Source organism: Ruegeria sp. CI5, assembly GCF_056536885.1.
Genome location: NZ_JBQFQN010000001.1, coordinates 598,338 through 618,612, shown reverse-complemented (window position 1 = coordinate 618,612; position 20,275 = coordinate 598,338). Strand labels below are relative to the sequence as shown.

Sequence of the window (20,275 nt, the reverse complement as noted above, 5' to 3'; positions counted from 1 at the left end):
ATATCACCCGTCCTTTGCAGAGTTCAAGATGCTTCGATCAGCGCGGCAAACAAAAAGGCCGGGCAGATTGCCCGGCCCGTTGACAAAGCAGCCTGCTCAGGCCCGACGACGTCGAGCACCGCCCCGGCGGCCACGTGCGCTCTCGCCTTCGGTGCCTGCAGCATCGGCAGGTTTGTTGTACTTGATCCACTCGCCGCCATGCGGGTCGTTGTTGGTCAGCAGGTTGGCGGCCCGAATGGCCTCCATCTCTTTGCCGGCGCGCGGCTTGGTCGAGCCAAGCCCGAACATCTGAACGAAGGTTTCGTCGTCCATTCCCTCGGGCAGGATGATGCCCGCCGCCGCAACCTCGGCCTTTTTCTCGGCGATCTTCTTCTGCGTCACCGGCAACGCCACCGGGTTCATGATGGCCGAGGTCATGCCCGCGCCCATCGCCATCGGCAGGAAGGCGTTGTTGATGCCGTGACGGTTCGGCAGACCGAACGAGATGTTGGACGCACCGCAGGTGGTGTTCACGCCCAGCTCCTCGCGCAGGCGGCGTACCAGGGCAAAGACCTGCTGGCCGGCGGTAGCCATCGCGCCAATCGGCATTACCAACGGGTCCACAACGATGTCGTGTGCCGGAATGCCATAGTCGGCGGCGCGCTGAACGATCTTCTTGGCCACCTCAAAGCGCACGTCGGGGTCTTCCGAAATGCCCGTGTCGTCGTTCGAAATAGCAACGACCGGCACGTTGTATTTCTTGACCAGCGGCAGAACCAGTTCCAGGCGGTCCTCCTCACCGGTGACCGAGTTCAGCAGCGGGCGGCCTTCGGCGGCCTCCAGCCCGGCCTCCAACGCACCCGGAACCGAGCTGTCGATGCACAGCGGCACGTCGACCAGACCCTGCACCAGCTCGACGATCTGTCGCATCAGCGGCGGTTCGGTCTCGTTCGGGTTGGGGTTCGAGTTGTAGACCACACCCGCGTTGATATCGAGCACGGTCGCTCCGGCCGCGACCTGCGCCAGCGCGTCCTGCTCGACGGTCGAGAAATCGCCCGCTTCCAGCTCGGCGGCCAGCTTCTTGCGGCCGGTCGGATTGATCCGCTCGCCGATCACGCAGAACGGCTGATCGAAGCCGATGATCGCGGTTTTGGTCTTTGATTCTACGACTGTACGGGTCATGTCCGGTCCTTAGGAGTTTGCAGGCTTCGCCGAGGCGCCGCCGTTTTCGATGGCCCAGTTGGCATTGGTCTTGATGCCGCCAAGCGGGAAGAAGTGTACGTTGGTGATGTTGAAGTCGGGGTTGGCCGCCTTGTGCTGGGCCAACTCGGTAATCACGTCGGTCGGCTCGTAGGGCAGCAGCAGCTTGGACACGTCCATGGCGCGTTTTTGCAGCACCTTCAGCGAGGGGCCCACCCCGCAGGCGATCGCGAATTTGATCAGCGTCTGCAGCTTGGCTGGGCCGGCGATGCCGATGTGGATCGGCAGGTCGATCCCGGCCGCCTTCAGGCCGTCGGCCCATGCGATGATCGGTTTTGCATCAAAGGCGAATTGGGTGGCCAGCGCCATTTCGGCGTCGGTGGTTTCGCTGAATTTCTGCTTCCAGCGCAATGCCTCGTCCACGTTTTTGGTCGAACCGTCCGGGTCGATATCCTTGTTGCCCTCGGGGTGGCCTGCGACGTGCAGACGCTTGAAGCCCGCCTTGTCGAACAGACCCGTTTCCAGCAACTGCATCGAGCTGTCGAACTGGCCATGGGGCTTGGCAACGCCCCCGGCCAGCAGCAACGCCTGCTCGACGCCGGCCTCGCCCTGATACATAGCGATCCAGTTTTCCAGCGTCGCCGCGTCCTTGATGATGCGGGCCGGGAAATGCGGCATGACAGGATAGCCCTCGGCCGCGATCCGCTTGGCGGTCTTGACCATGTCCTCGATGGGCGTGCCCTCGATATGGGCGATGTAGACGCGCGTGCCTTCGGGCAGCAGGTCGCGGAAATCCTCGACCTTCTCGGCTGTGCGCGGCATGACTTCGATCGAATAACCCTGCAAAAAGGCTTCGACGGTCGGGTTCACCGGGGCCTTATCGGCCGCATCACGTTTCTTGAAGTTCAGCAAAGCCATTGCGGCCTCCCATAAAGATCTGGGGCTCATGCCCAACCGTCATTTGCGATCAGGGCCTTGATGCGGTCCTGATCGTATTCCGTTTCCAGGCGTAGCGCTTCAGCCTCAGCGATCTCGGTCGGGTCACCCTCAACCTCGAACGGCTCGGCTTTGCGCCACTCGGCCAGATAGGCATCACTGTCCTTGGCGTTCACCTTCATGGCGGCGCGGTCGATGGCTTGCTCGAACCGCACATCCAACTGTCGTTTTGCGCCACGGCGGCCCTTGCCCACGATGACCTGAGCGGGGATGTCGCGCCAGTAAACGATGGTGACGTCAGGCATTGGTCTTGATTCCTCCTAACCAGATGGTCCGGTTCTAAACGGCTATGTGGGGCCGGGTCGGTCGGATTTCGACACCCGGGGCTTTTCCAGCGACGTTTTGCAATTCGGGATACAGGCCCTGCACCGGTTTCTCCAGTGTCGGGGTCCATCAAAATCCTCATGACTTTAATGAGCGTCTTGCACGACGCGCGCCCGCGACCTAAGGTCGGGGTAACTCGAAAATCGGAGGGCGTGACGATGGCGCCCAAGCGTCCCAAAGGTGCGGGCGCGTTCCCGAAGGTGGTCGAAAGCCCCGCGCCGGCAAGACCCGATCCAGACGCCCTGTATGCTGCGCTGGATCTGGGAACAAATAGCTGCCGCATGTTGATCGCCCAGCCTAAGGGCAGCGGGTTCCATGTGGTGGACAGCTTCTCGAAGTCCGTGCAACTGGGCTCGGGGCTTGAAAGGACCGGACGGCTGTCGCGGTCCTCCATGGCGCGTACCATTCAAGCCCTTCGGATTTGCCAGCAAAAGCTGAAACGCAACAAGGTCAAGCGCATGCGGCTGGTGGCGACCGAAGCCTGCCGCCGCGCCCGAAACTCACGCGACTTCATACGTCAGGTAAAGCGTGAGACCGGCCTGACCCTTGAAATCATCCAACCCGAGGAAGAAGCCCGTCTGGCGGTCATTTCCTGTGCTCCGCTGGTCAGCACCAAGACCGAGCAGTTGCTGGTCGTGGATATCGGCGGCGGCTCGACCGAGCTGGTCTGGATCGACCTGTCCTCGGTTCCGCGACGCGACCGTTCAACGGCGATCATGCGGCTGCACAACGGGTTTCACACGGTCGACAGTCCTTTTCCCGCCGCCAAGGTGGTGGACTGGATCAGCGTTCCACTAGGCGTCGCCACACTGCGCGATCAGTTCCACGATGTCGAAGACGATGCTGCCCGCTTTGCCCTGATGAGTTGGTTTTTTGAAGAAAACCTCGCCGATTTTGCGCCCTATAAGGACGAACAGGCCCGCGAGGGGTTTCAGATCGTTGGCACCAGCGGCACCGTCACAACGGTCGCTGCCTCTCATCTGGGCCTGAAACGCTATGACCGGACCAAGGTGGACGGCCTGCGCATGACCAGCGATCAGATCGACAAGGTCATTCGCGGCTATCTGGAGCTTGGCCCTCAAGGCCGCCGTCGCGATCCGCGCATCGGCGAGGACCGGCAGGCCCTGATCATGTCCGGATCTGCCATCTTGCAGGCGCTGTTGCGCTGCTGGCCGACCGACCGCCTCTCGGTGGCGGACCGCGGGCTGCGCGAGGGTTTGCTTTATGCACAGATGAGCGCCGATGGCGTCCTGGAAGACGGGCCGTTTTGAGAAAGCTCTGCGCTGAATGCCGCTTGCGACCATAGCGATCGCCTACCGGGTTTCGACGGCCGCAACCACGATCTGTGCGCTTGAGGCTGCCGGGTTCAAGGTATTCGGCCCGGGTTTTCATGTCGCCAACACCGTTCCGCATTATGCTTTGGCGATTGGCGGCATTGGGATCGCCGTGCCAGCTGTCGACTCGGCAGAGGCACTAGAACTGCTGCACAGTTTTTCGGCGTCACCGCCGACATCCGGCACCCTCGGCGGGAAGGTCTTGAACGGTCTGGGATGGGCGGCATTTGGTGTTTCTACGCCCTGGCCCGATCTGCTATTGATGGAGCGGTCGATATCATCGGCTTGATGCCACATGAACAAGCGGGTAAAGGCCTCGCAGTCTTCAGGAGACCTTTTCAATGGCCAAGAAACCCAGCGGCAAAAACACTTCGGGACGCGGGCAGCGTGACCTGAAGGTCAAGGTCAAGACCGCGCGCGGACGCAAGCTCAGTTCGACCCGCTGGCTCGAGCGGCAGCTGAATGATCCGTATGTCAAGCGTGCGCAGGCCGAAGGGTATCGGGGTCGCGCGGCCTACAAGATTCTGGAGTTGGACGACAAGTTCCGCTTTCTGGTTCCGGGCGCACGCGTGGTCGACCTTGGCTGCGCGCCCGGTGGCTGGTGCCAGGTCGCGGTCAAACGCGTGAATGCGCTGGGCGAGAAATCGGGCAAACGGATCGGGACGGTTCTGGGCGTCGACCTGCAAGAGGTCGAGCCCGTGGCGGGTGCCGAAACCCACGTTTTGGACTTCATGGAAGACGATGCCGACGAGAAGGTAAAACAGTGGCTTGGCGGCAAGGCCGACGTTGTCATGTCGGACATGGCCGCTGCGTCCTCCGGGCACAAGCAGACCGACCACCTGCGGATCATGGCGCTGTGCGAAACCGCCGCCTACTTCGCCTTTGACGTGCTGGAGGTCGGAGGAACCTTTGTCGCAAAAGTTCTGGCCGGTGGCGCCGAGGGCGATCTGCAGAAACTGCTGAAGCAGAAGTTCGAGAAAGTGGCAAATGTCAAACCGCCAGCTTCACGGTCGGACAGTTCGGAAAAATTCGTGGTGGCAACCGGTTTTCGGGGCTGATCAATCGTCGTCGAGCGCGATCTTGTCGGCTACAATCCGCTGCGGCCGCAACGACGCCGCCGCGATCCCCTGCAGCAGCAACGCCTCGCCATGGTTGAGATACGTGGCCGGCTTGTTGCGCAACTCGTCGATCCGCTGATCCAGCGAGACCCGGCGCGTTGCCACAGGTTGGTCGAGCTTTGTCGACGGGCGTTTCAAATACAACATGGATAACCACATCCTGAACTGGTCAATGACTTGACCATGGATGTTGGCCGGCAAATGGGACTGCAAAATGGCGCAACTGCGTCGCTTCGATGCCGGTTTACCGGCCCAGTTGCCGCGCAAGATCCTGAAGCGCTGGGCTGTCGGGCAGAGTCCGAAGACCCTCATCCAACACCTGACGGGCTGCATCCGTGCCGCGGTTGATTTGGGCCAGCTGGATCAGCATTGGCCAAGCATCCTCGCGCTGGGGATCCATGGATACCACCTGACGAAAGGCTTGTTCGGCGGCGACAGGGTTTCTCAGCGTCAGCGCCATCCCCCCAAGGACCAGGTGGGTTTCCGGGAAATCCAGACGGTTGGACAACGAGCGCTGCCAATCCGCCATGTTCTCACGCGCGTTGTTGCGCTGCAGAGGCGTCAAAGCCGCGGCGGGAATGGGCAGGAACTCCTTGGCAGCGGCAAGGCGCACACTTCGCACTGGGTCGGACAACAGCGGCGACAACCGGGCCACCCTGTCGTCCAGCCCTGCCGCCCACTGCAACACCGCCGCGTTGGCGCGAACCAATGGGTCTTCGTCCGTCAGCATCGCTGCTGTTTGCTCGGCCATTTCGGGGGTCGCGAAGGGTTGCAGCAGATAGGCGGCCGTCGCCCGCACGATGCCGGGTTGCGCACCGTCCTGAGCAACAGCCAGCAACGCGGCCGGGTCCTCGACCTCTCCGGCAAATGCGGGGGCGAATGCCGTGCCGAAATGGGGCGTACGATGATCCGAGTCCGGGAACCAGTCATTGATGGCGGCGGCGGCCCAGGGCTGATCCTGATCCGTGTGGCAATCAGTGCAGGCATCCTCTCCCAAGCCCAGATCGGGGCGCGGAACACGGAAACTGTGATCGCGCCGGCCATCGACGCCCATATAGAGACGTTCGATCATGTGGCAGCTTTTGCACTGCGCCCCCTCGCCTCCCTCCGGGTGGTGATGGTGTGAGGGATCGTCGTATTGCGCCTTTCGCAGTGATGGAAAATCGGGATTGCCGGCCGGAGAATGGCACTGCGTACAGACCGCATTGCCCTCGGCCTTCAAGGTTGCTCTGTGCGCCTCATGGCAATTCAGGCAGCCGACGCCTTGCGCATACATTTTGGACTGCAGAAAAGATCCATAGACATAGACCTCGTCCAGTATCTGGCCGTCGGGCTGGTACAGACCCGGACGCAGAAGCGCCAGATTGTAGGCATCGTGAAATGGCGTGCCCGGTAGCGGGTTTCCGTCCTCCAGCGCTTCACGGCGGGAATGACAGCCGGCGCACTGCTGAATTTCGACCTCGGCGTCGCCCGTACCCCAGATGATCGGAAATCCAAACTCGTTCAGCCCGGCAGGTGCGGGCTGACCTTTTGTCCAATCCAGATGGGCCGAGCCGGGGCCATGGCAGGCCTCACAGCCCACGCCGATCTCGACCTGCTCGGAAGCAAAGGACTGGGTCTGCGGCTGAAAGTTCTTTTCGAACCCTGTCGCGTGGCACTCCGCGCAGCGGCCGTTCCAATTCTTGTAGGGGCCGGTCCAGTGCAACCCATCGTCTGGCGGCAAGTCCTGATCCGGATACAGGTGGTACCAGCGCCCGGCCTGCGTGTCCCAGACCACATCAAAGCTCTGCAATCGGCCGGGCTCGGTTTCAAACAGGTATTGCTGCAACGGCTCAATCCCCGCCACGGAATGAACCCTGTATTGCTGGCTTTGGCCGTCTTTCTCGGTCACGTCGGCAAGATAGTCCGACCCCTCCCGTCGAAACGTGACGGTCATGCCGTCATGAGAAAAGGTCGTATCATCGAAATCGGCCACAACGGTGTCAGGCGTGGGCTCTGTCCAGGCCAAGCCGTGGTGGGATCCCGCCCAGGCTTGCACCTGTTCGTCATGACAATCGCGACAAGCGTCCGAGCCGACATAGTCCTGCGCCCAAGCCCAACCGACGTTTTGCAAAAGGGCGCATCCGGAAAACGCAATGCCCCAGGCGATGCGGTGCCAATTTCTCATGAAGCTCCGACCTCGCCCTGGTTGTTGATGTCCATCAGCGCGCCGTTGAACTCTGCGCCGAAAATTAGGATGGCAGCGCACAGATACATGAAAATCAACGCGGCCATGGCCCCCGCCAGGCCAGCATAGGTGGCGCTGTAGGTCGCGAATTGCGCGATATAGACCGAGAACCCCCACCCTCCGGCCGCCCACAACAGAAGGGTCAACGCCACACCGGGCAGGATTTGCATGATGCGGTGACGCTTGGTCGGCAGGATCAGATGGGCCAGTAAGACCGTTCCCGCCGGCACCGCCACCGTGAAGGTCCACCGCAAACGGTCTACCGACAGCCACTCGCCCACGTCCACAGCCGTATTCTCGGACACCAGACGTGTGTAGACCGGCAGCACCAGCTCAACCGCCGCGATCAGCAGGATCGCGGCTCCGCCCAAAATGACCAACCCGAGGCACAGCAGGCGCGTCTTCCAGAATGGCCAACTGTCATTGTCATGATAGGCCTGATTCATGGCGGCACGTACGGCCGCCACTCCGTTCGAGGCAAAGTAGACGGCCAGCAGACCGCCCAGCGTGATCACACCCGAACCCGACCCGTCCAGAACCGCGCGCAGTTCGGCCACGATGGGTTGGGCCACGTCTTGTGGCCACGCACCGAATATCAACTCGATCAGTTCGTCCGTCACATATCCCTGCGACAACGACCCGGCCAAAGCGACGGTGAAAAGAACAAACGGAAACAGCGCCAGCATCAGCGACATCGCCACATGGCTGCTCATGACGAAACCGTTTTTGTCGCCAAAGCGTTGGACCGCCAGCCACAGCGCCCGGCCAAACCGGCCAAAAACGGGAATCGAAAGACGTGTCATTGGGAAACTCTAGCCTGCAATCCGCGTTGGAAGAACCGGCCAATGTGCCAATTGCACGAGATTCTACCGAATAACTGTCTGGCCCGATTGCATAAAGCCCGCTGCCTGTGCAGGATTGCCCCACAAAACTCCAATCGCTGCCGGCTTGCACCGGTATTGCCGAGGCCCCGCATGACGCCATCAGAGCCCCCCACCCGCACACCGCTGAGGTTGAGTGTCGTTCGCGACGTCACCATCGTGCTGACGCTTGTGGTTCTGGGGCTTTACGCAGGCGCCAGCTTTCTGGTTCCGCTGACCATGGCCTTGCTGATCAACGTGCTGATCATCGCACTCAGCGATCGGGTGATCGCACTGACCCGCGCTCCGGTCTGGCTTGCCAACCTGGCCGCAGTCACAGTGGTTCTGGCAGGCCTGTTCATGATCACCTACATCCTCGGCAGTCAGGCCACGCAGTTCGCGCGAACCGCGGGCACCTATGAAAGCCAGTTCGACGGCGTGATCAACCGCGTCACCGGTCTGGTCGGGAATGATGTCACCGCTTTTGTCAGGGACAACCTGATCAGCATCGACATGACCTCGGTCGCGCGGATTTTGCTGGGCAGCGCCACCTCGATGCTAAACCAGTTCTTCCTGATCAGCCTTTATGTGGCCTTCCTGATGGCCGAACGGCTGGCCTTCCGCAAAAAGCTGCGGATTGCGGCCGGCAACCCCGTCACCGGAGCCGAGCTTTCCTCGGTACTGGATGCGATTACCTTCAGCTTGCAGCGCTATGTCGGGGTCAAGACCTTCATCAGCCTCGTTACCGCTGGAATCAGCTATTCGGTTTTTCGCGTGTTGGGTCTGGAATACGCGGAAACCTGGGCCGTTCTGACGTTTGCCCTGAACTTCATCCCATCAATCGGGTCGATCATCGCCGTGATCTTTCCCGCGATGATCGCCCTTGTTCAGTTCGAGACGATCGGCCCGTTCCTGATCATCGTCTTCGGGTGCGGTACCATCCAATTCCTGATCGGCAACTTCCTTGATCCGGCCCTGCTGGGCCGCTCGCTGAACATGTCGACCTTTCTTGTGATTTTGGCGCTGACCTTCTGGACCACGGTCTGGGGCCTGATCGGCGCGTTTCTCAGCGTTCCGTTGACCGTGTGCATTCTGATCATCTTCAGCCACATTCCGGCCCTGCGCCCTATCGCCGTCCTGATGTCGCTGGATGGACGTCTGGCCGACGACGTCAAGTCGCACGGTCCTGATCGGGGCTAAACGCCCTGAAATCGGGGGTGGATCGGCCCGAGGTGCGCTGCTAACTTTCAAATATTGCAATGGATTGACCGAAAAGATCCAGCGGGTCCGGCGCAAACGCATGATTGACCGTTTCTGATGATTGGACCGCCATGACACCGCTTGACCAAATCAACGATCTGAAAGCCCGGATGGCCCAATCGATCATTGGACAGACACAGGTCATCGACCGCCTTCTGATCGGGCTGCTGGCCAACGGGAACCTGCTGATCGAAGGTTTGCCCGGCCTGGCCAAAACCCGCGCCGTCAAGGCGATGGCGCGCAATCTTGATGCCGAATTCAGCCGCATCCAGTTTACGCCCGACCTGCTGCCGTCCGACGTGACCGGGACCGAGGTCTATACCCAGACCGACGCGGGCGGCACCTTTCGGTTCGAGCCCGGCCCGATCTTCGCCAACATCGTCCTGGCGGACGAGATCAACCGCGCGCCGGCCAAAGTTCAGGCCGCGCTGCTTGAGGCGATGGAGGAACGGCAGGTCACCGTATCCGGCACCACCCACAAGATGGAGCCGCTGTTCATCGTGATGGCCACTCAGAACCCGATCGAGCAGGAAGGTACGTATCCGCTGCCCGAGGCGCAGATGGACCGGTTCCTGATGCATGTGCAGATCACCTACCCCCCGGTAGAGGACGAGGTGCTGGTGATCCGTCTGGTCCGAGGCGAGGACACCGCCGCCAATTCCGGAACCACCGCCGAGAAACCCTCACCGATCCCGCAGGACGCCGTTTTTGCCGCCCGGCAGGAGATCGGGCAGATCCATGTCTCGGATGCGATGGATCGGTACATGGCCGATCTGGTTCAAGCCACCCGGACGCCGTCCGCGCTCAGCGATGACCTCGCCGCGTGGATCGAGATCGGCGCCAGTCCGCGGGCATCGCTGGCGCTGGACAAATGCGGCCGGGCCCATGCCTGGATGAACGGGCGCGATTATGTCGACCCGGCCGACATCCGTGCCATTGCCCATGACGTGTTCCGCCACCGTATCACGCTGAGTTTCGAAGCGCAGGGCGACGCCAAGACAGCCGATGACGTGATCGACGAAATTCTGAAACTCGTCGCCCTGCCCTGATCGCAACAAAGGAGAGCCGCGTGTCCCCGACCGCAGCGACATCCCGCGACCCACGCATCCACGTCGATGCCCGCCACCTGCTGAGCCTCGGCGGGCGCAGCGGCGCGCTCAGCCTGCTGCCCCGGCAGCCTGCCCGTTCGGTGCTGAACGGCCGCCATGCCTCGCGCCTGCGCGGGCGCGGCCTGAATTTCGAGGAACTGCGCACCTATCTGCCCGGCGACGACATCCGCACGATCGACTGGAAAGTGACGGCCCGAACGGGCGAGCCGCATGTGCGCGTCTATACCGAAGAGCGTGACCGCCCGGCGCTGCTGCTGGTGGATCAGCGGGTTTCGATGTTCTTCGGTACCCAAGTTTACATGAAATCGGTGGTGGCGGCCGAGGCCGCGGCCATCGCCGCCCATCGGGTCTTGGCACAGGGCGACCGCGTCGGCGGTATCGTGTTCGGCGATACCGACCTGGCCGAACATCGACCACAACGCCGCCCGGCGGCCTTGCGGCGGTTTCTGTCCTCGCTCGGCGCGCTCAATTGCAGCTTGCATGCTGGGTTGCGCCCGCAAACCATGGTCTCGCTGAACCAAGTGCTGCAACAGGCTGCGCGCGTCGCACATACCAATGCCTTGGTCTGTGTATTCTCGGATTTTGACGGCCTGACCGACGGGTCCGAACGGCTGCTGCGCCGCCTGGCCCATTCCAATGACCTGATCCTGTTCGACATTTCCGACCCGATCTCGCACCACTTGCCGCCCGAGCTTCGGCTGACGGTTTCGGACGGCGACCAGCAGATCGAACTGGACGCGTCAGACCGTCAAATGTCGGACCGCGTGACCCAAGCGATGGAACAAAGACTGGCGCAGCTGCAATCCTGGTCGCGCCGATACGGGTTTCCCGTCGTCCCGCTGACCACCGGCGAGCCCGCATTGGCCCAGATCCTGAGGCTGTTCGGCCATCAAGGGGGGCGGTTATGACCCCGGACACCGAAGGCAAATCACTGGTCGAGCTTCTGGACATGCTGAAACCGACGCCCGAGCCGGCTCCGATTTCCATGGTGCCGCAGACCTGGGGCTGGGTTGTTCTGGCGGTGGCGCTGTTGCTCGTGCTTGGTCTGATCCTCGTGACGATCTGGCGGCACCGGCAGGCAAATGCCTATCGGCGCCTTGCCCTGAAGGAATTGGACCGATGCCAGAATGACCCGGCCAAAGTCGCCGAGATCGTGCGCCGTGCCGCCCTTGCCGCCTTTCACCGGTCTCAGGTGGCCAGTTTGACCGGTGACGACTGGACGAATTTTCTGGTTCAAACCGCTGATCTGTCCGGGTTTTCCGCCTCTGCCCTCGGCAATCTGGCGGCCGCTCCCTACCGCAAGGGGGGCACCGATCCGGATGCCACCGAACTGGCGCGGCACTGGATCAAGTCGCATCGGGCCAAGGGGGCGGTCTGATGTTCAGTTTCGCCGCGCCTTGGGTGTTTCTTCTGCTGCCGCTGCCGGCACTGGTCTATTTCTTTGCTCCACCACACCGGCAGCGGGTCGATGCCATTCGCATCCCGTTCTTTCGCCACGTCGCCCACGCGGCCGGGGCCGAGCCGCAATCCGGCTCGGTAACCCTGAGACGGACGCGCATGCAAACCGGGTTGGCGATCGTGATCTGGGTGCTTCTGGTTCTGGCAATGGCCCGGCCCGAACGGCTCGGCGACCCGATCGTCATCGAAAAATCCGCCCGCGATGTGGTGCTGGCCGTGGACATCTCGGGTTCGATGGACCAGCGCGATTTCAAGGCCGCAGATGGCACGCCCAAGCAGCGGCTGGAGGCCGTCAAGGACGTTCTGCGCGCCTTCATCGCCGCGCGCGACGGTGACCGGATGGCGCTGATCATCTTCGGCACCCGCGCTTTCGTTCAGGCCCCGTTCACCGAGGACTTGCAAAGCCTCAACGGCTTTCTTGACCAGACCGCCGTCGGCATGGCGGGTCCGAACACGGCGCTGGGCGATGCGATCGGGCTGGGCATCCGCACCTTCGAGTCGAGCGAGGTGGACAAACGCCTGATGATCGTACTGTCGGACGGTGCCGACACCTCAAGCCGCATGACGCCGGTCAATGCCTCGTCGATTGCCGCGGACAAGGGTGTCGTGATCTACACGATCGGCGTCGGCGACCCGGATGCCACGGGCGAAGACCGAGTCGATCTGGACGCGCTGAAGGACATCGCCAACAAAACCCAAGGCCAGTATTTCTTTGCCGATGATGAGGCCGCCCTGACAGAGGTCTACCAGCAGATCGACGCCCAGAACCCTCGCGTGGTGGAAACCCAAAGCTACCGCCCGAGGGTCAGCCTTGCGCACTATCCGCTGGCGGCGGCGCTGCTCCTCATCCTCGCCAGCACGCTAGGCCTTCGCCTCTCACAGGGACGGAGGCGCGCGGCATGATCGACGCTCTTGCCCAGTTTCATTTCCTGCGCCCCTACTGGTTGCTGCTGTTGCTGCCTATTGCCGCTGTCTGGTGGCTGACCCGGCCGCGCAGATCCGGCAGCTCGGACCTGCCGGCGGGCATCGCGCCTCACCTGGCGCAGGCACTGCGTCTGGGGGCCGAAAATCAAAGGCGGGTCGGTCCGTTGGACCTCGCCGCGCTCGCCGGCGGCCTTCTGACTCTTGCGGTGGCAGGGCCGACATGGTCACGGGCGCCGAACCCTCTGATCGCGGACACCGCGCCGCTGGTGATCGCGCTGAAGGTCACCGACAGCATGGAGGAGGCAGACCTTGCGCCGTCACGGTTGGACCGTGCCAAGTTGAAAATCACCGATCTGATCAACACCCGCGCAGGTGCTCCCACCGCACTGATCGCCTATGCCGGATCCGCACACCGCGTCGCGCCGCTGACCGAAGACGCCAACATTCTGCGCCCCTTGCTGGAAGGGTTAACCCCGGCGGTCATGCCGGTTGCGGGCGATGCCGCCGGTGACGCGCTGACGCTGGCGCAGGACATTCTGGGCGATCAGATGGGCACAGGCGCGGTTCTCTTCGTACTCGACGATATCGATCCGCAACAGGTTGCCGCGTTGGGACAATCTGATACCCCGTTGTTTTTTCTGACAATGCTTCCGAATGGCCGCCAGATTCCCCAACTGGACGGCCTGCGCAGCGCCACGATCGTTCCCTTCTCGGGCGACGACCGCGACATCGCCCGGCTGAACCGCGGGATCACCCGCAGTTTTTCCGCAGCCCTGGGCGAGGATGATCGCGTCGACTGGCAGGACCGCGCCTGGATTTTGGCCTGGCCCGTCGCCTTGATCGCGCTTCTGTGGTTCCGACGTGGCTGGGTCATTCGCTGGGGATTGGTGGCATTGCTGTTTCTGCCGCCGACCGGCGCGCGTGCAGACGGTTGGCGGGACTGGTTCCTGACCCCGGACCAGCAGGGCCAGATCGCCATGAACCAAAAGGACTACGCCGCCGCCAGCACCCTGTTTCAGGATCCGTATCACCGAGGGTATGCGCAGCTAAAAGCCGGGCAATATGCGGAAGCCTCCGAGACCTTTGCTCAGCTTTCAACGCCCGAAGCGGCGTTTGCCGAAGGCATGGCCCGCATCCGAAATCGAGAGTATCGTCCGGCCATCGCAGCCTTTGAAACCGCGCTGGAGCGCCGCCCGGATTGGCCGGAGGCCGCGTACAACCTGGCCGTCGCCAAAGCCATTCTGGCCGAAGTCGAATCCACCCGCGAGCAATCCGATACCGGCGAGGAAGCGGGCATCGGGGCTGATGACGTGGTGTTCGACAACGAAGCCGGTCTGGGCGCGGACACCACGCAACAGGCCGAGACCGGGGACGCCGCGCCCCTGTCAGCCGACCAGTGGATCAGCGCCATCGACACCGATATGCAGGACTTCCTGCGCAGCCGGTTCGTTCTTGAAAATCAGGAGCGGTCCCAATGAGGTACCTTGTGCTCCTGATGCTGCTTCTGAGCCCCGCCCAGGTTTTGGGGCAAGCAAAGGACATCCAGCCCCGCGTCACGATCGAAGTGCCTGAGGATCCGACAATCGTCGGCCAGCCCGCCATCGTTCGCCTGAAGGTGCTGGTGCCGACCTACATGCCAAATCCGCCGGTCTTTCCATCGCTTGAACAGGAAAATCTTCTGGTGCGCTTGCCCGATCGCGCTTCTGGGCCGGTCAGCGAGAGCGTTGAGGGCGAAACATGGTCAGGGGTTCAGCGCAGCTATCGGCTGTATCCGCTGGCCCCCGGCACGTATGATTTCGCCGCTGCCGAGGTGCAGGTGACATTTGCCGATCCCGAAACCAACGATCCCGTTCAGGTCTCGGTTCCCCTGCCTGCCGTTCGCCTGACAGTCGGGATTCCTGACGCAGCCCGAGGATTGGATCCCCTGATAATCGCTGACGGGTTCGAACTGTCGCAGGAGATTGAGGGCGATACCAGCCTTCAAACCGGAGACGCACTGACCCGCACCCTGACGGCAAAGATCACCGGAACGACCCCGATCATGATCCCGCCTTTGTTGCCCCAGATCGAGGACCCGTTGTTGCGGGCCTATCCCAATGAGCCCCGATTGACGGAAACCGAAGACCGGGGCGTTCTGTCCGGCCAACGAACCGACCGCGTGACCTATGTGGCTCAGGACGGCGGACAGACCCAATTGCCGGCTGTCGAGATCGATTGGTTCAACCTCAAGACCAACAAGGTTGAAACTGCGCGCGCCGATTCCGTCGACCTCGTTCTTGCGCCGCCGCCTTGGCAGCCTCCGGACCGGGAAACCGTTCTGCAGCTGGTCGGCTATTTCTTCATTGGGGTCGTGATATTATGGTTTGTTTTTCGCAAACTACATCCGGTTCTTTTGGCACGCTGGGCAGCGGCCAGGCAACGCAGGCTGGCCTCGGCAGCGCATGCCTTTTCGGAACTCAAGCAGGCTGTGCGCCAACAAGACTTGGCCCGTGTTTATCAAAAGTTGGAAGTCTGGAAACGGCGACTGGCCGACCCGCCAGACACCGCTGAATTCGAGGCTTCTCTGGCCAAAATCGGCGCGTCCAGATATGGCGGCGGCGATCAACAAGCGGAAAACTGGAGCAAGGTCCGAGATTGCCTTGACCGTATCGCCCGCCCCCTAGGCCACTCTAAATCCGCCTTGCCCCAGCTCAATCCCTGACGCGGCTGCCAATTTCTTACCTAACGTCAACCCAATCTGAGCCAAATCCCAGGGCGCTGTCTTCAAACATAAGTATTATTAGATTGGTCCTTGTGATAGTTATCAATTGCCTAGAGGGGCTTGTCTTGATTCCCCCTTTTTGCCGAAACGCCTGACTTGGGAAGGGCGTGTTGAATGATTGACGGATCGGGGGACGCATTTTCCCCTTTTGACTTTCCTGCAAGGCCGTTTTTGCCTGATCACATAAGGAGAAAAAGATGTCATCACAGGGAAATTTAACACATCTATGGCGCAGAGGGTTGCGACGATTGGCCGTTGCTACGGTTTCTGTCGCGCTGGCCGCGCCGGCCTGGGCGCAAGATCAGAAGCCCAACATTCTGGTCATCTGGGGCGACGACATCGGTCAGTCGAACATCTCGGCCTACACCAAAGGCATGATGGGATACCGTACGCCCAATATCGACCGGGTCGCGAATGAAGGCATGATCTTCACCGACTATTACGGTGAGCAGTCCTGTACCGCGGGGCGGTCGTCTTACATCATGGGTCAGTCGGTGTTCCGCACAGGGCTGTCGAAGGTCGGCCTGCCGGGCGCGGATCTTGGTATGCAGGTCGAAGATCCGACCATTGCCGGTCTGTTGAAGGACCACGGCTATGCCACCGGTCAATTCGGCAAGAACCACCTGGGTGACAAGGATGAACATCTTCCGACAAACCACGGATTTGACGAGTTTTTCGGAAATCTCTACCACCTGAACGCGGAAGAGGAGCCCGAGAACGAAGACTATCCGGGTGACACCGTTTTGCCCGATGGCCGGACTTTCCGCGAAGCCTTTGGTCCCCGTGGCGTCATCAAGTCCAAGGCCGACGGAACCATCGAAGATACCGGACCGCTGACCAAGAAGCGGATGGAGACCGTGGATGAGGAAACGGTGGCTGCGGCGATCGACTTCATCAAGCGGGCCCACGAGCAAGGCCAGCCCTTCTATGTCTGGTGGAACGGAACGCGCATGCACTTCCGCACTCATGTCAAAGACGAGATGCGCCAGCAGGCCAATGACATGACCGGACGTGTGATGGACGAATACTCGGCCGGCATGATCGAACATGACATGCATGTGGGCCAGCTGCTCGATCTGCTGGACGAGCTGGGCATCGCCGACAACACGATCGTCCATTACTCGACAGACAACGGACCGCACTACAATACGTGGCCTGATGCTGCGTCCACACCGTTCTGGGGCGAAAAGAACACCAATTGGGAAGGCGGTTGGCGCGTGCCCTCGATGGTGCGTTGGCCCGGCAAGATCGAACCCGGCTCGGTCACAAACGAGATCGTGCATCACATGGACTGGCTTCCGACCTATCTGGCGGCGGCCGGAGATCCCGAGATCAAGGACAAGCTGAAGGCAGGCTATTCGTCCTCGGGGATGGGTCGCGACTACAAGGTGCATCTGGACGGCTACAACATCCTGCCGCTCTTGACGGGTGAAACCACAGAAAGCCCGCGCAAGGAGATCTTCTATTTCTCGGATGACGGCGACATGACAGCGCTGCGCTTCGGAGATTGGAAGCTGATCTTCCTGGAGCAGAAGGCCTGGGCCACCCTGCGCGCCTGGATGGAGCCTTGGACCGAACTGCGCGTTCCGATCATCGTGAACCTGCGCCGCGATCCCTATGAGCGCGGATATCGCACGTCCAACACCTACTACGACTGGATGATCGACCGCGTGTATTTCCTGGTTCCCGCGCAGCAATACGTGGCGAATTTCCTCGCAACCTTCCAGGAGTTCCCGCCGCGCCAGAAGGCGGCGAGCTTCAGCCTGGATCAGGTGATGGAAAAGATGCTGACGCCGACCAACAACTGATAAAAGTCGGCTCTACTCTCGAGGGTCGCCGGCTTGATCGGCGACCCTCATTTCTTTGTTGCGAAAGGATATTTCATGTTCCGCCTGATCTTCTTAGCCGCCATTTTCGCGTTGCCTGCGGGCCTTGCGGCGGACCCTCTGCCCAGTTGGACCGACAGTCCGGCCAAGGAACGGATCATCGCCTTTGTCGATACGGTGACGACGCCGAACTCGGACGACTATGTCACCCCTGCAGACAGGGTGGCGGTGTTTGACAATGACGGAACGCTCTGGGCCGAGCAGCCGGTCTATTTCCAGTTCATCTACGCCATGGATGAATTGGCCGAGATGGCGCAGGACGACGCCTCGATACTGACCACGCCGACCTTGGAGGCAGCGGCCAAGGGCGACGCCGAAACCGTGCTGAAGGGCGGTGAAGATGCCTTGATCGAAGTCGTCAGCGCCACGCATTCAGGGCTCAGCGTCGATGCCTTCCAGGCTTCCGTCGCCGAATGGCTCCAGACGGAACGCCATCCCGATACGGGGCTGGCCTATGACCAGATGACGTATCAGCCCATGGTCGAACTGCTCCGGTATCTGCGTGACGAGGGGTTCACAACCTACATAGTTTCGGGCGGAGGCCTGCATTTCATGCGCGTGTTCGCCGAGGACGCCTATGGGATACCGCCCAACCAGATCTTGGGTACCTATGCGGACAGCACCTACGAACTTGTCGACGGCACGCCCACGATCATGAAGGCGCCCGCGCTGGCGTTCATCGACGACAAGGAGGGCAAGCCAATCAACATCGAGCGTACGATCGGGAAACGCCCGATCCTGGCGGTCGGGAACTCGGACGGTGATTTTGCCATGCTGGAATGGACCACCGCCGGCGACGGGCTGCGGATGGGCGTTCTAATCCACCACACAGATGCCGAACGGGAATGGGCCTATGATCGCGACAGCCACATCGGGCGGCTTGTCGACGGGCTGGACAAAGGCCCTGAAATGGGCTGGGTTATCGTGGATATGGCCAAGGACTGGTCTCGGGTTTTCACCGGCTCGAACTAAAGCGCGGAAAGGTCGGCACACAAATGTGGACATTCATCGCCTCGCTGTCCGTCTTTGCCATCTACTGTGTCGCGGTGTTTTTCGCAGTACGGGCCGCTCAGACGGCGCGCACCCCGCAGGGCGCCGTGGGATGGGTGGTGTTTCTGCTTTCGGCACCGTTTCTGGCGGTGCCGCTATACCTGTTTCTGGGACATCACCGGTTCAAAGGGTATCGTATCGCCCGCAAGGAAAGCGAGCGCGTGGTCGAAGGGATCCGCAGCTTTGCCGATCACTCAAAACCCGATCCCGCGACGCTGACCGTCAATCCGCGCCCGTTTGAGGCGCTGGCTCACCTGCCCCTGTCCCGCGGCAACGGGGCCGAACTATTGATCGACGGAGAGGCGACGTTCCAATCCATCTTCCGCGCGATCGATGCGGCCAAGAACTATGTCCTCATTCAGTTCTACATCGTGCGCGATGACGCGCTGGGGCTGGAGCTGCAAGACAGGCTGATCGATGCGGCCAAACGCGGGGTCAGCGTCCGGTTCATGACTGACGCGGTGGGCAGCTATGGCCTGCCGTCCTCATACCTGGAGGAGCTGCGCTCGGCCGGTGTGGATGTCGCTGATCCACGGGACCAGCGCGGGCCGAAGTTCCGGTTTCAGCTGAATTACCGCAACCACCGCAAGACCGTGATCATCGACGGCGAAACCGGGTTTATCGGCGGGCACAATGTGGGCGTCGAATACCTGGGGCAGGATCCGTATTTTGGCCGCTGGCGGGACACCCACATCAAGATGACCGGCCATATCGTTCGTCAGTTGCAGCTGATTTTCACCGAGGACTGGCACTGGGCCCGCGGAGAAGACCTGATTGACGTGCTGGACTGGGCCGGATCGGAATCCGATCAGGACATGAACGCGCTGCTGGTCGCCACCGGACCGGGCGACGCGACTGAAACGGGGTCGTTGATGTTCTTTTCCACGATCGCTGCGGCACAGGAGCGGCTGTGGATCGCATCACCCTATTTCGTGCCGGATATCGACGTGATGACGGCACTGGAACATGCCGCGCTGCGCGGCGTCGATGTCCGCATTCTGGTGCCGGACATGATCGACCACCGCCTGCCCTGGTTGGCCGCCTTTGCCTATTTCGATGAAATCCGGGATTCCGGCGTACGTGTGTTCCGCTACACCGACGGGTTCATGCACCAAAAGGTCATTCTGGTGGACGATACGTTGGCCGCAGTTGGCACCACCAACTTGGACAACCGCTCGTTCCGTCTGAATTTCGAAGCGATGGCGCTGTTTTTTGACAGCCGGGCAGCCGCCGCCACCGAGGACATGCTGAAGACCGATTTCGAAGCCAGCTACGAAATGACCAGAAGCCTCGCCCAGCAACCGCCGCATATCCGCTATGGCGCGCCTTTGGCGCGGTTGTTCTCGCCGATCCTCTAGGTCAGGAACCGTTCCTGGAACACGCGCGTCATCAGCGCGACCATGAATGCCGTGGAAAGACCGAAGGCCAACAATCCGGTGACCGAGGCGAAGGCCCCGAAAATCCGCAACCCCTCGCCCAATACAATGTCGCCATAGCCCAGCGTCGTGAAGGTCACGAGCGAAAAATACAAGGCCGAGTTCCAGTCCGGCAGGACATCTCCCATCACCCAGACGATCGCCCAGATCCACACCTGAATCGTATGCGTCGCCACGATGACGGCCAGCGCCAAGGCGATCGGGCCTGCCGTGGGCAGAAAGGTTCCCTGCCCTTCCCATCTGTCGATCACCTTGCGCACCATGATGGTGCACCATGTGAGCAGCCCGATCTCGATCAGGAAACACAGCCCCAGATAGAAGCTGCCCCAAAGGATCTGCTGCGACAATGTCAT

Annotated in this window: 20 protein-coding genes; 13 read left to right on the top strand and 7 right to left on the bottom strand. The window is 61.4% G+C overall.

Going from position 1 to position 20,275, the window contains the following annotated elements; translation table 11 throughout:
• Window positions 1-96: 96 nt before the first annotated feature.
• Genes ACR0BA_RS03075 through ACR0BA_RS03065 form a run of 3 tightly spaced genes read right to left on the bottom strand, consistent with a single transcriptional unit; the run spans window position 97 to window position 2,420 of the window.
• Entirely contained in the window at window positions 97-1,161 is a 1,065-nt protein-coding gene (locus ACR0BA_RS03075) for a methyltetrahydrofolate cobalamin methyltransferase (RefSeq protein ID WP_170367140.1), read from the bottom strand.
• Window positions 1,162-1,170: 9 nt separating this feature from the next.
• Complete coding sequence (locus tag ACR0BA_RS03070; RefSeq protein ID WP_480726390.1) at window positions 1,171-2,097, bottom strand: methylenetetrahydrofolate reductase; 927 nt, start codon at window positions 2,095-2,097, stop codon at window positions 1,171-1,173.
• A gap of 26 nt (window positions 2,098-2,123) precedes the next feature.
• Window positions 2,124-2,420: a virulence factor gene (locus ACR0BA_RS03065; RefSeq protein WP_093962131.1), complete on the bottom strand. Its 297-nt coding sequence runs from the start codon at window positions 2,418-2,420 to the stop codon at window positions 2,124-2,126.
• 237 nt (window positions 2,421-2,657) lie between these two features.
• On the opposite strand from ACR0BA_RS03065, the gene ACR0BA_RS03060 reads away from it, so the two are divergent.
• Genes ACR0BA_RS03060 through ACR0BA_RS03050 form a run of 3 tightly spaced genes read left to right on the top strand, consistent with a single transcriptional unit; the run spans window position 2,658 to window position 4,891 of the window.
• Entirely contained in the window at window positions 2,658-3,770 is a 1,113-nt protein-coding gene (locus ACR0BA_RS03060) for a Ppx/GppA phosphatase family protein (RefSeq protein WP_093962132.1), read from the top strand.
• A 16-nt stretch (window positions 3,771-3,786) separates the two neighbouring features.
• Window positions 3,787-4,122, top strand: coding sequence for a hypothetical protein (locus ACR0BA_RS03055; protein WP_480726388.1), 336 nt, complete (start codon window positions 3,787-3,789; stop codon window positions 4,120-4,122).
• Between the two features lie 52 nt (window positions 4,123-4,174).
• Window positions 4,175-4,891: an RlmE family RNA methyltransferase gene (locus ACR0BA_RS03050; protein ID WP_170339056.1), complete on the top strand. Its 717-nt coding sequence runs from the start codon at window positions 4,175-4,177 to the stop codon at window positions 4,889-4,891.
• Here the strand turns inward: ACR0BA_RS03050 and ACR0BA_RS03045 are convergent, their stop codons facing one another.
• The 3 genes from ACR0BA_RS03045 to ACR0BA_RS03035 form a co-directional block, all read right to left on the bottom strand.
• Window positions 4,892-5,098, bottom strand: a complete 207-nt coding sequence (locus ACR0BA_RS03045; RefSeq protein WP_170363418.1) for a hypothetical protein — start codon at window positions 5,096-5,098, stop codon at window positions 4,892-4,894.
• 97 nt (window positions 5,099-5,195) lie between these two features.
• A complete protein-coding gene (locus tag ACR0BA_RS03040) occupies window positions 5,196-7,118 on the bottom strand; it encodes a multiheme c-type cytochrome (RefSeq protein ID WP_480726386.1) in 1,923 nt (640 codons plus the stop codon).
• Window positions 7,115-7,981, bottom strand: a complete 867-nt coding sequence (locus ACR0BA_RS03035) for a YihY/virulence factor BrkB family protein (protein WP_170432538.1) — start codon at window positions 7,979-7,981, stop codon at window positions 7,115-7,117. Before ACR0BA_RS03035 ends, ACR0BA_RS03040 begins: the two co-directional genes overlap by 4 nt.
• 171 nt (window positions 7,982-8,152) lie before the next feature.
• On the opposite strand from ACR0BA_RS03035, the gene ACR0BA_RS03030 reads away from it, so the two are divergent.
• From ACR0BA_RS03030 to cls, 10 genes are all read left to right on the top strand, one after another.
• Complete coding sequence (locus tag ACR0BA_RS03030) at window positions 8,153-9,238, top strand: AI-2E family transporter (RefSeq protein ID WP_480726384.1); 1,086 nt, start codon at window positions 8,153-8,155, stop codon at window positions 9,236-9,238.
• 131 nt (window positions 9,239-9,369) lie between these two features.
• Window positions 9,370-10,347 carry an AAA family ATPase gene (locus tag ACR0BA_RS03025; protein ID WP_480726382.1) on the top strand — a complete coding sequence of 326 codons (978 nt, stop codon included), beginning with the start codon at window positions 9,370-9,372 and terminating at the stop codon, window positions 10,345-10,347.
• A 20-nt stretch (window positions 10,348-10,367) separates the two neighbouring features.
• On the top strand, window positions 10,368-11,315 hold the full coding sequence (locus ACR0BA_RS03020; RefSeq protein WP_480726380.1) for a DUF58 domain-containing protein: 948 nt from the start codon (window positions 10,368-10,370) through the stop codon (window positions 11,313-11,315).
• Complete coding sequence (locus ACR0BA_RS03015; RefSeq protein WP_480726378.1) at window positions 11,312-11,785, top strand: DUF4381 domain-containing protein; 474 nt, start codon at window positions 11,312-11,314, stop codon at window positions 11,783-11,785. The genes ACR0BA_RS03020 and ACR0BA_RS03015 overlap by 4 nt, the downstream gene beginning before the upstream one ends.
• Complete coding sequence (locus ACR0BA_RS03010; protein ID WP_480726376.1) at window positions 11,785-12,768, top strand: vWA domain-containing protein; 984 nt, start codon at window positions 11,785-11,787, stop codon at window positions 12,766-12,768. The genes ACR0BA_RS03015 and ACR0BA_RS03010 overlap by 1 nt, the downstream gene beginning before the upstream one ends.
• Window positions 12,765-14,267: a vWA domain-containing protein gene (locus ACR0BA_RS03005; protein WP_480726374.1), complete on the top strand. Its 1,503-nt coding sequence runs from the start codon at window positions 12,765-12,767 to the stop codon at window positions 14,265-14,267. The genes ACR0BA_RS03010 and ACR0BA_RS03005 overlap by 4 nt, the downstream gene beginning before the upstream one ends.
• The gene (locus tag ACR0BA_RS03000; protein ID WP_480726373.1) at window positions 14,264-15,490 is read left to right on the top strand and encodes a hypothetical protein; all 1,227 of its coding nucleotides are present in this window, start codon (window positions 14,264-14,266) and stop codon (window positions 15,488-15,490) included. The genes ACR0BA_RS03005 and ACR0BA_RS03000 overlap by 4 nt, the downstream gene beginning before the upstream one ends.
• Window positions 15,491-15,747: 257 nt before the next feature.
• The gene (locus tag ACR0BA_RS02995) at window positions 15,748-17,358 is read left to right on the top strand and encodes an arylsulfatase (RefSeq protein WP_093962145.1); all 1,611 of its coding nucleotides are present in this window, start codon (window positions 15,748-15,750) and stop codon (window positions 17,356-17,358) included.
• 75 nt (window positions 17,359-17,433) lie between these two features.
• The gene (locus ACR0BA_RS02990; protein ID WP_480726371.1) at window positions 17,434-18,408 is read left to right on the top strand and encodes an HAD family hydrolase; all 975 of its coding nucleotides are present in this window, start codon (window positions 17,434-17,436) and stop codon (window positions 18,406-18,408) included.
• A gap of 23 nt (window positions 18,409-18,431) precedes the next feature.
• Window positions 18,432-19,844 (top strand): cardiolipin synthase, encoded by a 1,413-nt coding sequence (gene cls, locus ACR0BA_RS02985; RefSeq protein WP_170432515.1) that lies wholly within the window; start codon window positions 18,432-18,434, stop codon window positions 19,842-19,844.
• Here the strand turns inward: cls and ACR0BA_RS02980 are convergent.
• On the bottom strand, window positions 19,841-20,275 hold the full coding sequence (locus ACR0BA_RS02980) for an ion channel (RefSeq protein ID WP_170338490.1): 435 nt from the start codon (window positions 20,273-20,275) through the stop codon (window positions 19,841-19,843). The genes cls and ACR0BA_RS02980 overlap by 4 nt on opposite strands.

What these genes read in the sequence shown, in the direction of transcription:
- ACR0BA_RS03005 (WP_480726374.1), top strand. Translation starts at nt 12,765, where the DNA reads ATGATCGACGCTCTTGCCCAGTTTCATTTCCTGCGCCCCTACTGGTTG.
- ACR0BA_RS03025 (WP_480726382.1), top strand. Translation starts at nt 9,370, where the DNA reads ATGACACCGCTTGACCAAATCAACGATCTGAAAGCCCGGATGGCCCAA.
- ACR0BA_RS02980 (WP_170338490.1), bottom strand. Translation starts at nt 20,275, where the DNA reads ATGACATTGTCGCAGCAGATCCTTTGGGGCAGCTTCTATCTGGGGCTG.
- ACR0BA_RS03015 (WP_480726378.1), top strand. Translation starts at nt 11,312, where the DNA reads ATGACCCCGGACACCGAAGGCAAATCACTGGTCGAGCTTCTGGACATG.
- ACR0BA_RS03070 (WP_480726390.1), bottom strand. Translation starts at nt 2,097, where the DNA reads ATGGCTTTGCTGAACTTCAAGAAACGTGATGCGGCCGATAAGGCCCCG.
- ACR0BA_RS03055 (WP_480726388.1), top strand. Translation starts at nt 3,787, where the DNA reads ATGCCGCTTGCGACCATAGCGATCGCCTACCGGGTTTCGACGGCCGCA.
- ACR0BA_RS03050 (WP_170339056.1), top strand. Translation starts at nt 4,175, where the DNA reads ATGGCCAAGAAACCCAGCGGCAAAAACACTTCGGGACGCGGGCAGCGT.
- ACR0BA_RS03010 (WP_480726376.1), top strand. Translation starts at nt 11,785, where the DNA reads ATGTTCAGTTTCGCCGCGCCTTGGGTGTTTCTTCTGCTGCCGCTGCCG.
- ACR0BA_RS02990 (WP_480726371.1), top strand. Translation starts at nt 17,434, where the DNA reads ATGTTCCGCCTGATCTTCTTAGCCGCCATTTTCGCGTTGCCTGCGGGC.
- ACR0BA_RS03045 (WP_170363418.1), bottom strand. Translation starts at nt 5,098, where the DNA reads ATGTTGTATTTGAAACGCCCGTCGACAAAGCTCGACCAACCTGTGGCA.
- ACR0BA_RS03075 (WP_170367140.1), bottom strand. Translation starts at nt 1,161, where the DNA reads ATGACCCGTACAGTCGTAGAATCAAAGACCAAAACCGCGATCATCGGC.
- ACR0BA_RS03030 (WP_480726384.1), top strand. Translation starts at nt 8,153, where the DNA reads ATGACGCCATCAGAGCCCCCCACCCGCACACCGCTGAGGTTGAGTGTC.
- ACR0BA_RS03035 (WP_170432538.1), bottom strand. Translation starts at nt 7,981, where the DNA reads ATGACACGTCTTTCGATTCCCGTTTTTGGCCGGTTTGGCCGGGCGCTG.
- cls (WP_170432515.1), top strand. Translation starts at nt 18,432, where the DNA reads ATGTGGACATTCATCGCCTCGCTGTCCGTCTTTGCCATCTACTGTGTC.
- ACR0BA_RS03065 (WP_093962131.1), bottom strand. Translation starts at nt 2,420, where the DNA reads ATGCCTGACGTCACCATCGTTTACTGGCGCGACATCCCCGCTCAGGTC.
- ACR0BA_RS03000 (WP_480726373.1), top strand. Translation starts at nt 14,264, where the DNA reads ATGAGGTACCTTGTGCTCCTGATGCTGCTTCTGAGCCCCGCCCAGGTT.
- ACR0BA_RS03040 (WP_480726386.1), bottom strand. Translation starts at nt 7,118, where the DNA reads ATGAGAAATTGGCACCGCATCGCCTGGGGCATTGCGTTTTCCGGATGC.
- ACR0BA_RS03060 (WP_093962132.1), top strand. Translation starts at nt 2,658, where the DNA reads ATGGCGCCCAAGCGTCCCAAAGGTGCGGGCGCGTTCCCGAAGGTGGTC.
- ACR0BA_RS02995 (WP_093962145.1), top strand. Translation starts at nt 15,748, where the DNA reads ATGTCATCACAGGGAAATTTAACACATCTATGGCGCAGAGGGTTGCGA.